The 12964-nt window shown below is 71.0% G+C and carries 12 protein-coding genes; 2 read left to right on the forward strand and 10 right to left on the reverse strand.

Going from position 1 to position 12964, the window contains the following annotated elements; translation table 11 throughout:
- A partial coding sequence (locus MZTS_RS17930) for a DUF2336 domain-containing protein (RefSeq protein WP_192284870.1) occupies positions 1–1522 on the forward strand: 1522 nt, incomplete at its 5' end.
- Here the strand turns inward: MZTS_RS17930 and MZTS_RS17935 are convergent.
- From MZTS_RS17935 to MZTS_RS17960, 6 genes are all read right to left on the reverse strand, one after another.
- Entirely contained in the window at positions 1504–2118 is a 615-nt protein-coding gene (locus MZTS_RS17935; protein ID WP_192284871.1) for a cyclase dehydrase, read from the reverse strand. The two genes, MZTS_RS17930 and MZTS_RS17935, sit on opposite strands and share 19 nt — an antisense overlap.
- Before the next feature lie 56 nt (positions 2119–2174).
- Positions 2175–3347, reverse strand: a complete 1173-nt coding sequence (locus MZTS_RS17940; RefSeq protein ID WP_192284872.1) for a zinc-dependent alcohol dehydrogenase — start codon at positions 3345–3347, stop codon at positions 2175–2177.
- Positions 3348–3484: 137 nt separating this feature from the next.
- Positions 3485–4939: a UdgX family uracil-DNA binding protein gene (locus MZTS_RS17945; RefSeq protein ID WP_192284873.1), complete on the reverse strand. Its 1455-nt coding sequence runs from the start codon at positions 4937–4939 to the stop codon at positions 3485–3487.
- Complete coding sequence (locus tag MZTS_RS17950) at positions 4939–6150, reverse strand: putative DNA modification/repair radical SAM protein (RefSeq protein WP_192284903.1); 1212 nt, start codon at positions 6148–6150, stop codon at positions 4939–4941. The genes MZTS_RS17945 and MZTS_RS17950 overlap by 1 nt, the downstream gene beginning before the upstream one ends.
- A gap of 107 nt (positions 6151–6257) precedes the next feature.
- On the reverse strand, positions 6258–6689 hold the full coding sequence (locus tag MZTS_RS17955; RefSeq protein ID WP_192284874.1) for an OsmC family protein: 432 nt from the start codon (positions 6687–6689) through the stop codon (positions 6258–6260).
- An 83-nt stretch (positions 6690–6772) separates the two neighbouring features.
- Positions 6773–7375 (reverse strand): RecX family transcriptional regulator, encoded by a 603-nt coding sequence (locus tag MZTS_RS17960; RefSeq protein WP_192284875.1) that lies wholly within the window; start codon positions 7373–7375, stop codon positions 6773–6775.
- A 95-nt stretch (positions 7376–7470) separates the two neighbouring features.
- On the opposite strand from MZTS_RS17960, the gene MZTS_RS17965 reads away from it, so the two are divergent.
- The gene (locus MZTS_RS17965) at positions 7471–8880 is read left to right on the forward strand and encodes a TAXI family TRAP transporter solute-binding subunit (RefSeq protein WP_192284876.1); all 1410 of its coding nucleotides are present in this window, start codon (positions 7471–7473) and stop codon (positions 8878–8880) included.
- A gap of 59 nt (positions 8881–8939) precedes the next feature.
- On the opposite strand, the gene gorA is transcribed toward MZTS_RS17965, so the two are convergent.
- The 4 genes from gorA to rpiA are packed head-to-tail and all read right to left on the reverse strand — an operon-like array spanning position 8940 to position 12911.
- The gene (gorA, locus tag MZTS_RS17970; RefSeq protein WP_192284877.1) at positions 8940–10340 is read right to left on the reverse strand and encodes a glutathione-disulfide reductase; all 1401 of its coding nucleotides are present in this window, start codon (positions 10338–10340) and stop codon (positions 8940–8942) included.
- Positions 10337–11542, reverse strand: a complete 1206-nt coding sequence (locus MZTS_RS17975) for an O-antigen ligase family protein (protein WP_192284878.1) — start codon at positions 11540–11542, stop codon at positions 10337–10339. The genes gorA and MZTS_RS17975 overlap by 4 nt, the downstream gene beginning before the upstream one ends.
- Positions 11543–11562: 20 nt before the next feature.
- Positions 11563–12159, reverse strand: a complete 597-nt coding sequence (locus tag MZTS_RS17980) for a DUF2059 domain-containing protein (RefSeq protein WP_192284879.1) — start codon at positions 12157–12159, stop codon at positions 11563–11565.
- A 41-nt stretch (positions 12160–12200) separates the two neighbouring features.
- Positions 12201–12911, reverse strand: a complete 711-nt coding sequence (gene rpiA, locus MZTS_RS17985; protein WP_192284880.1) for a ribose-5-phosphate isomerase RpiA — start codon at positions 12909–12911, stop codon at positions 12201–12203.
- Positions 12912–12964 lie beyond the last annotated feature (53 nt).

A 12964-nucleotide genomic window follows, 5' to 3' on the forward strand; every position in this document is an offset into this window, starting at 1 on the left:
GGCCAAGACGGCGCTGCTCGCCCTGCTCGACGATCCCGCGCCGGCCGTCCGCCGGGCCCTGGCCGAGGCCTGCGCAGGCTCGGATCAGGCGCCGCGTCCGCTGATCGTGGCGCTCGCCTCGGACCAGCCGGACATCGCCTGCCTGGTGCTGGCGCGTTCGCCGGTGCTGATGGATGCCGACCTCGTGGATTGCGTCGCCATGGGCTGCGAGGAAACCCGGGCGGCGGTGGCCGGCCGGGTGGAGCTGTCGAAGCCGGTCGCCGCTGCCCTGGCGGAAGTGGGCGGCGTGCCCTCGCTCATCGCCCTCGCCGCGAACCGGAGCGCGCGGATCGGCGTCGCCGCCCTGCTGCGCATGGTCGAGCGCCACGGCGAGGACGCCGAGCTGCGCCAAGCCCTGCTCGCGCGGGATGACCTCGCCATCGAGGTCCGCCACACCATCGTCTCCCTGGTGGCCGAGCAACTCTCGCGCCTCGGCCAGGATGCCGGCTGGATCAGTTCGGAACGGGGCGCGCGGGTCGCCCGCGAGGCCCGCGACGCCGCCGCCCTGGCCCTGAGCGACGAGGCCGGGGAAGCGGGACTCGGCCGCCTCGTCGCGCATCTGCGGGTGCAGGAGCAGCTGACCGCCGGCCTGATCCTGCGGGCGATCCTGTCGCTCCGCCTGCCCTTCGCCGAAGTCGCGCTGGCGGAGCTGAGCGGGCTCAGCCGCGCCCGCGTCGCCGGGATCATGCTCGAACCGCACGGGGCGGGATATGCCGCGCTGCATCGCCGGGCCGGGCTGCCGGCCCTGCTGCTGCCCGCCATCCGCGCGGCGCTCGGCGTCTGGCGCGACGAAGCCGACCGCCGCAGCGGCGTCAGCGGGCCGCGTCTCGCCCGCTCGATGATCGAGGCGGCCCTGACCGCCTGCGAGACGATGCCCTTCGCCGAGGCCCGCAGCCTGATGGCTCTGCTCGCCCGCTTCGAGGCCGAGGCGGCCCGCGACGAGGCCCGCATCCTCACCCATGAGCAGGCGGAGGCCAGGGCACGGGAAACCGCGGAGGATGAGCCCCGGGAGGCGATGCTCCTCGCCGCGCCGGAGCCGGTCGAGGCCCGGATCGGCATCCCGGCCGAGGCCGCTTCCGCGCTTCCGGTCAGCCAGGAGATCGTCGTCCCGACAGCCGAGCCGAGGCTGCCCGACACCGCCACCGCCTGGCCGCTCGCTCCCCGGCCGGAGGATCGCATCGGCGCGGCGGTCGTCCCGGCCGAGGCGACGCCTGACGGGGTACCGGAATCGGCGGAAGCGGTGCTCGCCGGCCTCGCCGAGGAGCTCATGGCGCGGTTCCTGGCCGAGCGCGGTCAGGTTTCGGACCCGGCCCCGGCCCTCGCTCCCCCTCCGCTTCCGTCTCCCGCGCCAGAGATCCGGCCCGAGCCGCCGCGCTCTGCCCGCCCCCGCGCCATCGCCCTGGCGGTCGCCGCCGGGATGATCCCCGAGGAACTGGTCCTCAGCTACCGGGCGGATCGCGCGCGTCAGCGCCTCGCGGCCTGAGGCCGGTCCGCCTCGGTCCAGGGCCGCATCGCCTGCGGCCCGACGAAATCGAGTGGTGCGGCGAAATCCGCCGCCCGGCCCCGCATCGCCTCGGGCGGCTCGGGAAAGCCGCTGCGGCTGCCGTAATCGCGGCGGACCCGACGAGAGGGGCGCAGGGGCGCCTGCGTCAGGTTGCGGGCGCAGACCGCGTCGAGGGCGGTGACACTGCCCAGCGCCATGAGCGCGATCAGCGCATTGCCCCGGCGCGGATTGCCCTGCTCCAGGCCCGGCAACACCGTGGCGATATCGACGGCATCCCCGCCGACACGGCCCCAGATCCAGGGGGTCGGATCCCTCGTGCCGAGGATGCCGGCCCCCGTGACGATCTCCCTCAAACCGTAGCCGCGCAGGACCGGCGCGAGGCGCGGCATCCCGAGCCAGCGGGCGATGGCGCCGCCGCAGGCGATCTCGGCGACGCCGAGGCCGAGGGAGAACCAGCCGAGACCGCGGGCGAGCCCCTCCGTGGCCGGATCGGGCCTGCGCCGGGGATCGGGTGCGATCCGGTCGAGGGCGGCGGATTGCCAGTCCGACCGGCGGCGATCGCTGTCACGGGCCATGAAGCCTCCCATGAAGTCTCTGATGAAACCTGCCCTGTCCGGGATCGGCTCGCCGCTCAGGGGCGCAGCACGACCTTGATGCAATTGTCCTTCTTGTCCCGGAAGGTCCGGTACAGTTCCGGGCCCTGCTCCAGGCCGGCCCGGTGGGTGATGACGAAGGAGGGATCGATCTGGCCGTCCTCGATCCGCCGCAGGAGGTCGTCGGTCCAGCGGTTCACGTGGGTCTGGCCCGTGCGAATGGTCAGGCCCTTATTCATCACCGCCCCCATCGGCACCTTGTCGATCAGGCCGCCATAGACGCCGGGAATCGAGAGGATGCCGGCGGGGCGGCAGACATAGATCATCTCCCGCAGCACCGAGGCGCGGTCGCTCTCCAGCATCATCGCCTGCTTCACCCGGTCGTAGACCTGCTCAAGGGCGCGGGGCGAATGCGCTTCCATGCCGACCGCGTCGATGCATTTCTCCGGGCCCTTGCCGCCGGTCAGCTCGTTGAGGCGTTCGACCGGGCTCTCGACGCTGTTGTCGATGGTGATGGCGCCGCCGGCCCGCGCCATGTCGAGGCGTTCCGGCACGCTGTCGATGCAGATCACCTGGCGGGCCCCGAGCAGGATCGCCGAGCGGACCGCCATCTGCCCGACCGGGCCCGCGCCCCAGACCGCCACGGTGTCATGGGGCTGGATGTCGGCCTGGACCGCCGCCTGCCAGCCGGTGGGGAAGATGTCGCCGAGGAACAGCACCTGCTCATCGGTCAGCGAATCCGGCACCTTGATATGCGTCCGGTCGGCGAAGGGTACGCGCACATATTCCGCCTGCCCGCCGGGATAGCCGCCGGTGAGATGGGAATAGCCGAACAGGCCGGCAGTGCCGTGGCCGAATACCTTGGCGGCCATGCTCCTGTTGCGGTTCGAGCGTTCGCAGACCGAGAAGAAGCCGCGCTTGCACTGGTCGCACTCGCCGCAAATGATGGTGAAGGGGATGACGACCCGCTCGCCCTTCTTCAGGGCTCCGTTCACGCCCCGGCCGGTCTCGACCACCTCGCCCATGAACTCATGGCCCATGATGTCGCCCTTCTTCATCGCCGGGATGAAGTGGTCGTAGAGGTGGAGGTCCGAGCCGCAGATGGCGCAGGCCGTCACCCGGATGATGGCGTCGCGGTCATCCTCGATCTGCGGATCGGGAACCGTGTCGCAGCGGATATCCTGAGTACCGTGCCAGACGAGGGCCCTCATCGGATCTCTCCCGAGTGCGCCGGATGCATGAGCGGGTTTTCGGAATATCCGCGGAAGTAAGATCTTTGTTTCGCTCCCGAACGACGATATTTTATCCTTCTTGCAATTGATAAATTTTGGCGATCACAGCGCCCGCCTCACGCCGCCAGGGCGTTCGCCCGGCGCAGATCGTCGACGAAGGCACGATAGGCCACGTCCTTGGCCGCTTCGTCGGGCAGGCGCAGCAGGTAGGAGGGGTGAACCGTGATGAAGCCCTGAAACGGCTTGCCGAACTCGGCCGGGCCGCGGGCGCGGGTGATCGGGATCTGCTTGCCGGTCAGCGCCAGCACCGCCGTGGCGCCGAGCGCCACGACGAGCCTGGGGCCGACGAAATCGAGTTCGCGGTCGAGCCACCAGCGGTAATGGCTCACCTCGCCAGCGGTCGGCTTCTCGTGGATGCGGCGCTTGCCGCGGAGCGTGAACTTGAAGTGCTTGACCGCATTGGTGAGATAGGCCTCGCGCCGGTCGATCCCCGCCTCCTCCAGGGCGCGGGAGAGCAATTGCCCCGCCGGCCCGACGAAGGGGCGCCCCTGCCGGTCCTCCTGATCGCCCGGCTGCTCGCCGACGAAGGCGATGCGCGCGCCCACCGGCCCCTCGCCGAGGACCGCCTGGGTCGCGCCGGGTACCAGCGGCTCCGAGCGGGCGATGACGGCGTTCAGCGCCTCCAGAGAATCCGGCTCGTCCTGCGCCATCTTGGCGACGGCGCGCACGGGATCGCGCTTCACCGGCATGGTCGGCTCCTTCTCGATCATCGCCTGAGCGCGGGCGCTCGCGGCCCGCACCAGGGCGGGAATCGCCGCCGTCTCCGGCATGTTCCGCCAGTACTTGCGGGGCATCTCGGCGCGCATGGCGTCGAGATTCAGCCGGGCCGGGTTGAAGGTGTTTTCGTAATAGTCGCGCCAGCCGGCCTCGAAGCTGTCCCCTTCCGGCGCATCCTCGCAGCGGCCGGGTGGGCCGAAGCTCAGCGTACCGTCCCAATGCGCCGAGCCCTCCGGCGTCAGGATCGACCAGTTCAGCGAGCGGAAGCGGTCGACGAAGAAGGGAGCCGCCGCCGCCAGGATGTGATGGTCGGGCTCGAACCATGCCACGAAGCGTTCGGCCCCCTCCCCCGGCACCCGGCGGAAGCGCAGGAAGGCGTGCATCTTGTGCAGGTCGCGGCCGATCGCCTTCCGCATCCGGTGCAGCCGGTGGACGAGGGGATCGCTCGCCACCTCCATCAGCGCCCGCTCACCCTGGAGAACCCGCCAGATCAGCGCGTAGAGCAGGCCGTAACGCTCCGGGTCGCGATGGGGCACCACCATCGGGATCAGGTCGGTCACCGCTCGCGGCAGACGCAGCGGCGCTCCCTCCGCCCGATCCATGTCGATGCCGAACAGGCTCGGCGCCTCCGACTGCCAGACGACGGTCTCGGGCGGGATCCGTCCCGCAATCAATCGGCGGACCGCGGCGCGGAAACCGTCGAGATCCGCTCCGGGCGCGAGGCTGACGACGTGGAGGCCACGGATCGCCCCTGCCTCCGTCGTGGGCGAAGGGTTTTGCGCGGCATCGCTCATCAGAACAGGCTCAGCTGTTCCGCCGGCTCGGCGAGTTTCGCCCGCAGATCGAGCCGGTCGGTCAGGGTGGTCGGCCGGAAATCCTCGGCGATCAGGAAGGGGCGAGCGCGCTTCAGCCCGGAGGTCAGCCGGGCGACATCGTCGAGGCGCAGCCGCCCGTGGCGGCGCGCCTTGACGATCGCATCCACCGCCCGCGCCCCGAGGCCGGGCACCCGCAACAGCATCTCCCGGTCGGCGCGGTTCACATCGACGGGGAAGCAATGCCGGTTCTTCAGGGCCCAGGCGAGCTTCGGATCGATGTCGAGGGAGAGCATCCCGCCCTCCGCCGCGCCGGCCACGTCGTCGGGGGAGAACTCGTAATACCGGATCAGCCAGTCGGCCTGGTACAGCCGGTGCTCGCGCCGCAGGGGCGGCGCCTGGGGCGGAAGGCTGGCGGAGGCGTCGGGGATCGGGCTGAAGGCCGAGTAATAGACCCGGCGCAGGCCGTAACTGCCGTAGAGCAGGGCGCTCTTGCGGATCAGCGCCTCGTCGGTGGTGGCATCGGCGCCGACGATCACCTGGGTCGATTGGCCGGCGGGGGAGAAGCGGCGGCGCTCCTCCTTGGCCTGGACGATGCGCTCGCCGATCTGGCCCATCGCGCTCTCGATCGCGACGCCGTCCTTCTCCGGCGCGAGGCGGTTGAGGCTCGCCTCCGTCGGCAGTTCGAGATTGATCGAGAGCCGGTCGGCATAGAGCCCCGCCTCCTCGATCAGCCAGGGACTGGCCTCAGGGATCGACTTCAGGTGGATGTAGCCGCGAAACCCGTGCTCCCGCCGCAGCTTCTTGGCGACGCGGGTCAGCATCTCCATGGTGTAATCGGGCGAGCGGATGATGCCCGAGGACAGGAACAGGCCCTCGATATAGTTGCGCTTGTAGAACTCGACCGTCAGCGTCACCACCTCCTCGACGGAGAAGCGGGCGCGGGCGACGTTCGAGGAGCGCCGGTTCACGCAATAGGCGCAATCGAACAGGCAGTAATTGGTCAGCAGGATCTTGAGCAGCGAGACGCAGCGCCCGTCCGGCGTATAGGCGTGGCAGATGCCGGCCCCGGTGGTCGAGCCGAGGCCATCCGCGCCGGCCTTGCGCTTCGGCGCACCGGAGGAAGCGCAGGAGGCATCGTATTTGGCCGCGTCCGCGAGGATGCGCAGCTTGCGCGCGAGCTTGTCGTCCATCGAACGAAAGATGAACATCGTCGCGCCAGGATCAATGCGGCGCGTTGGCTTACGCACCGCAAAACCGGCCCTCCCGCAGGAGGGCCGGCGCGATCAGCCTCGACGGATCAGCCCTGGCTCAGGGTCTTGTCCAGGGTAATCTCGGCGTTGAGCAGCTTCGAGATCGGGCACCCCTTCTCGGCATTGCCGGCCAGCTCGTCGAACTTGGCCTGATCGATGCCGGGGATCACCGCCTTGAGGGTGAGCGCCGACTTCGTGACCTTGAAGCCGTCGCCGTCCTGTACCAGCGTGACGACCGCCTTGGTATCGAGCGACGTCGCCTTGAGGCCGGCGGATTGAAGCTGGAAGGCCAGCGCCATAGTGAAGCAGCCGGCATGGGCGGCGGCGATCAGCTCCTCCGGATTGGTGCCCGGCTCGTTCTCGAAACGGGTGTTGAAGCCGTAGGGGTTGTTCGAGAGCACGCCGGACTGGGTCGTGATCTGGCCCTTGCCGGTCTTGCCGTCGCCCTCCCAATGGGCGCTCGCGTGGCGGTCGGTCATGTGTCGTCCTCGTCCTCTCGGGCGGATCCTGTCCGCGTCGGGTGCGACGTGGAGCGACGGGCGGGCAAGTCGAGGGGCTGTCCTCACTCTTCGTCGAAGGATGTCGCGTCGGACTCGGCGTCGCCGCCGATCACATCCTTGGCAAGGCGATAAGAAAAACCCGCCCGCGCTAGGGCGGCGAGGTCGCGCTCGCGGTTCGCCTCGCGCGTGTCCGGCCGGCGATAGGGGCCGAGGCGGCGGCGGCGGGCATAGGCGCGGGCGGCCTTCTCCTCGGTATCGGCCTCGCCCTCCTCGGCTCCGCCCGCCTCCTCCTTCTCTCCGGCGAGCGTCGCCGCGATGGTCTCGGCATCGATCCCCTTGGCGGCGAGCCGGGCCTGGGCCTGCCGCGTCGAGGTGCCGCGCCGCCTCAGGCCCCGCAGGCGCGAGGCGGCGAATCGGGCATCGTCGATGAGCCCGGCGGCCTGGGCGCGGGCGACCGTGTCGGCAATCACGTTGTCGTGGGCGCTCGGGTCCTCCTCGCGGGAGCGGCAGCGGCGCTCGACCCGGCGGGTCAGCACCCGGCGCAGCATCTCCGAGGAGGCGCCATAGCGGTCGAGATAGTGCAGGGCCACGCGCTCCAGCCACGCAGCCGTGACCGGTGGCTCGGGCCTTGCGGGGCGCGGAGATGAAACGGTTCGCGGAATCATCCGTTCTTCACGATCCGGACAGGTTTTCAATTCATGAATCTTGGATGGATCGCACGCGATTTCGAGGGCTACGCCAGACGATGGCGGCTTTCCTCATGAGACGCGAATGGCTGTTCGTGCTGCTGGCCCTCGGCTTCGCGGCCCTGGCCGGCCTCGTCATCTACTTCTACCGGCCCACGATGCTGACCGTGGCGGTCGGCCCGCGCGATGGCGTCGAAGCGAACCTGATCGAGACCTATGCGCGGGCGCTCAACCGCACCCGTGAGGATGTGCGCCTGAGAGTCGTGCCCTTCGACGACGTGCGCGACAGCGCCGCCGCCCTCGAACAGGGCCGCGCCGACCTCGCGGTGGTGCGGCCCGACGTGAAGCTGCCGGATAACGGCCTGACGCTGGCCATCCTGCACGACGAGGCCCTGATCGTCGCGGCGCCGGAGGCCGCGGAGATCGAGAGCTTCTCCGATCTCTCCACCCGCCGCCTCGGCGTGGTGACGCGCCATGTCGCCGACCTGCCGGTGCTGACGAGCCTGCTCGACTTCTACGACTTCAAGGCCGCCTCCGAAGACGAGGCGTCCAGCGGCCAGCCCCTCGCGGCGGGGCGCGTCGGCCTGGTGCCGCTCAAGAGCGGCGAGATCACCCAGGCGCTGGACTCGAAGCGGGTCGATGCGGTGGCGATCATCGCCTCCCCCACCGGCAAGCCGGCCCAGGCGATGCTGCGCGCGGTCGAACAGGCCGCGGCCGAGCGGAAGGTCACCCTCGTCAGCGTGCCGGACGGCAAGGCGATCATCCAGCGCATGCCGACCCTGCAGGCGGTCACCCTCTCGGCGGGCACCTTCGGCGGGCGGCCGAAACGGCCGGCGGAGGATGTCGAGACGGTGGGCGTCTCCTACCGGCTGATGGCCCGCGGCGCCGTCAGCCGGGTCGCCGTGGCCTCGGTGGTGCAGCACTTGTTCGAGTGGCGCTCGCGGCTCGCCGCCGCCGCGCCGGTGGCCCACCAGATGAAGCCGCCGGAATACGACACCACCGTCACCGCCACGAGCGCGCAGCTGCCCAACCATCCCGGCGCGGTCGATTATTTCGAGCGTGAGCAGCAGACCTTCCTCGACCGCTACGAGGACTGGATCTACCTGTTCGCCTTCTTCGGCGGCACCCTGGGCTCGGGCGTGGCGTGGCTCGGCCAGCGGCTCGCCCGCAAGCGGCGCGAGCGGATCGACATCATCCTCGACCGGCTGCTCGATATCCTCGCCGAGGCCCGCGAGGCGCAATCGGCGGCGACCCTCGACGCGCTCACCCGCGAAACCGACGCCCTCATCACCGACGTGGTGCGCCAAGCCCGGGAGCGCAGCATCGATTCGCGGATGATCAGCGCGCTGATCCTCGCCATCGATGCGGTGAACGGCGCCCTCGACGACGGCCGCCGGGCCTTCGAGCCGGACGCCGCCCCGAACCCCGGCGGCCGGAACCGGACATCCCGACTGCTGTCGCTGAGCCTGCCGGCGGCAGAGTAACCGGGCGCTTCTCCGCGCCTCCACTCGCCGATCCCGCACCGAAGGCGGCGAAAGGGCGGCTACCCCACGCCGACCGGATGCTTCACCACGAAGGGCGTGCGCATCGTGACCAGCTCCTCGCCCAGCGTCGGATGCACGGCGATGGTGCGGTCGAAATCGGCCTTGGTGGCGCCCATGGTGACGGCGATGCCGATGGCCTGGATGATTTCGCCGGCATCGGGCCCGAGCACGTGGACGCCGACCACGCGGTCACTGGCGCGGTCGACCAGCACCTTCATCAGCACGCGCTCGTCGCGCCCCGACAGCGTCGCCTTCATCGGCCGGAAGCTCGCCTTGTAGACGTCAATCTCCTCGTAGCAGCGCCGGGCCACGTCCTCGTTATGGCCGATCACCCCGATTTCAGGCGTCGAGAACACGGCGGTGGCGATCAGGCGGTGATCGACGCACCACGGCTTGTGGCCGAACACGGTGTCGGCGAAGGCGTGGCCCTCGCGGATGGCGATGGGGGTCAGGGCCGCGCGGCCGTTTACGTCGCCGACGGCGTAGATCGAGGGCACGCGGGTGCGCGAATCCGCCTCGACGGGGATGGCCCCCTTGGCGTCGAGTTCGATGCCGACCTTGTCGAGGCCGAGCCCGGCGACGTTGGGGCGGCGGCCGGTCGCCACCAGCACGCAATCGACGACGAGGCTTTCCCCGTCGCTCAAGGTCGCCCGGATCGCCCCGCCCTCACGCTCCAGGCGCTCGACCGTGCGCTCCAGGCGCAGATCCATCCGCTTGGCATAGGCCTCGCCGAGCGCGTCGGCGATTTCGGGGTCGAAGCCGCGCAGCAGGGATTTGCCCCGGTGCAGCAGCGTCGTCTTCGAGCCGAGGCCGGCGAAGACGCCCGCGAACTCGACGGCGATGTAGCCGCCGCCGACCACGAGGATGCGCTCGGGCTGGGTTTCCAGCTCGAACACGCCGTTCGAGTCGATGGCGAGTTCCGCGCCGGGAATCAGGGGCTCGCGCACCGGCGTCGCGCCGGTTGCGATCAGGATGACCTTCGCCCGCACGCACCGGCCCGCCTTGACGAGGCGCACCGTGTGCGGATCCTCGATCACCGCGCGATCCGCAACCACCTCGACGCCGGCGCCGGCGAGGTTGCGGCCGTAGATACCCTCCAGCCGGGTCACCTCGGCATCGCGGGAGCGCTTGAGCGCGGCCCAATCGAAGACCGGAGGCTCCAGGCGCCAGCCGAACCCGGCGGCATCCTCGAACTCGTCGGCGAAGCGGCCGGCATAGACCATCAGCTTCTTCGGCACGCAGCCGCGGATCACGCAGGTGCCGCCGACGCGGTACTCCTCGGCCAGCATCACCGTCGCGCCGTGGCCGGCGGCGATGCGGGCCGCCCGCACGCCGCCCGAGCCGCCACCGATCACGAACAGGTCGACGTCGAAGGACTCGCTCATCGGTGTCTCGCTCATGCGTTGTCCTGTGCCGGGCGCGCGGCCCAGGCCGCCCGCAACCAAGTGATGGCGGCCCCGCAGCCCGCCGTCCACCACCCCTGCCAAGCGCCGTGCTCGACGAACATCACCGCCACCATCGCACCGAACACCCCGAGAGCGGTGGCGAACAGCAGCCGCGGCAGGGCGGCGGCGGCGCGCAGGGCCAGAAACCCGACGAGGGCCCCCAGCACGGCGCCGACGAGACCGAGTTCGGCCCAGATCTGCAGGAAGCTGTTATGCGGGTGACCGACCGCCAGCATCGCCCGCATCTCCGGCTCCAGAACCTGCGCCGCCGGCACCTCGGCGAAGCGCGCGGACATGCCGTAGCCGGAGCCGATCCAGGGCGCCTGGGCCACGGCGGCGCCGAAGCTCTGGGCGATGGCGACACGGGCCCGGGACGAACTCTGGGTCAGCCGCTCATGGGCGGCCTCCGGCATGGCGCGGTGGAGGATATCGCCCTCGACCGGCGCCAGGATGAAGGCGAGGGCCAGCACCAGCGCCGCGACCGCCAGGGCGGCGGGCCTCGGCAGCAGGCGCCCGACCGCGAACATCGCACATCCTGCCAGAAGCCCCAGGGCCGCGGCCCCGCTGATCGAGCGCAGGATCGCGAAGGCCGCCACCGCCAGAAGGGCGAGGGCCAGGATCCGGCTTCCCCGCAGGGCGAGGAAGGCGGCGAGCGGACCGGCCAGCAGCAGCACCGTCAGCAGCGGCCGGTTGAACAGGAACAGGGCCGCGCGTTGCCCGAGCCAGATCTGCGGCGCGAGGGCGAGGGCGAGGCTACCCGCCATGTAGAGGCAGGAGGCCGCGAGCAGGATCGCCGCCAGCGGCAGCGCCCAGCCCGGCAACCGGGCCGGGGCCAGCCGCGCCAGGATGAAGGCCGATGCGAGGGTCGGCAGGAACTCGGTCAGGACCCTGCCCCACAGGACGGGGAACGGGCTCCAAGCCAGCGAGGCGACGCTCCAGCCGAGGAAGGCGAGCACGGCGAGGCCGAGCGGCGTGCTCAGCGGACCGGCCAGGAACCTGAGCGGGCTTGCCCCCCGCCCCTCGCCGCGCTCGGCCAGGCTGCCTGCGAGGAACAGCAGGGCCGCTAGGCCGACCACGAGCGGGCTCGAGCGGTTGGCGAGCGCCATGGCCGGCGCCACCAGCGCCAGCGCGACGGCGCCGGCGGCGTGGAGGCGCATCGCCGCGGCGGGGCCGGCGATCACTGGAGCTGGTGGCCGCGCTTGCCCATCTCGGCGCGGGTACGGACCATGACGTATTCCGAGACCTCCTGGGTCCAGTCCTGCATCGCGCCGACCATGTCGTCGAGGATCTGCGGCTGGGTCTCGACGTAGCGCTTGCCGGCGGGCGAGCGGAAGAAGGTCACGATGTCCTTCAGCTCCGCCTCGCTGAGGCGCTTGGCGTAGATCCGCGCAGCGATGTTGATCAGCCGCTGCTTCTGCAGGTCCATTTCGGGGTCGAGGCTTTTCAGAACCTCGTCGAGATCCTTGGCGAGGTCTGGCCGGGTCACCGCGTTCTTTCGGATCTGGTCGGCCATGGTCGGCAGGATCGAGTCGAACGAGCGGGCGATGCCGGAGCTCAGCATCACTTCGCGGGCGAGGGCGAGGTGGGACGGGCTGACCTCGGGCTCGGGTGCCGGGGCCGGCGGCGGGGCCGTGCCGGGCTTCGCGGTCGGCTTGGACGAGGCGGCCGGAGGCTTGGCGGCCGGCTGTTGCGCCAGGGCCGCCGGCGCGAGAACCGCCTGCGACAGGATTGCCGCGAAGAAGGGGCCGGCCAAAGCGGCGGGACGGGAAACCATGCGGGAGAAACTCCGGAGAAAAGGAAGGCCGCGACCGACGGTCAGAGGCGGCCGAGCACGCTGACCACGGCCTCGTCCCCCGCCGCTTCGGCGAGGATGGCCGCATCGGCGATGCCGAGGAACAGGCCGTGCTCGACCACGCCCGGCACCGCCCAGAGCCGGGCGGACAGCGCCTCCGGATCCGGGATGCGGCCGAGGCGGAGATCGAGGATGGCGTGGCCGCCATCGGTGAGGACGGGCCGGCCGGAGACGTCGTGCCGGCGCACGACCTCCCCGGTGCAGCTGGCCTCGGCCAGGGCCTTCTCGACGGCGCGTGTGGTCGCGCCGATGCCGAACAGGTTCACCTCCACCGGCAGCGGGAAGGCGCCGAGGGTCTCGACCCGCTTGCTCGCATCGGCGATCACCACCATGCGCGCGCTCGCCACCGCGACGATCTTCTCGCGCAGGAGCGCGGCGCCCCCGCCCTTGATCAGGCGCAGATCGCCATCGACCTCGTCCGCCCCGTCGATGGTGAGGTCGAGTTCCGGCATCTCCTCCAGCGTCGCGAGACGGATCCCCTCGCGCTCGCAGGCGACGCGGGTGGCCTCGGATGTCGGCACGCCGACGACGTCGAGCCCGGCGCGCACCCGCTCACCCAGCAGGGCCACGAAGGCCGCCGCCGTGCTGCCGGTGCCGATGCCGAGGCGCATGCCGTCCTCGACCAGGGTGACGGCGCGGGCGGCCGCCGCCCGCTTCAGATCCGGGGCGCTCACGAAACGACCTCGGGATTCGGGTTCATCGGCTGCATCGGACCGTCGGATCTGGC

The organism is Methylorubrum zatmanii, assembly GCF_014845115.1.
GTDB classification, from domain to species: Bacteria; Pseudomonadota; Alphaproteobacteria; order Rhizobiales; family Beijerinckiaceae; genus Methylobacterium; species Methylobacterium zatmanii.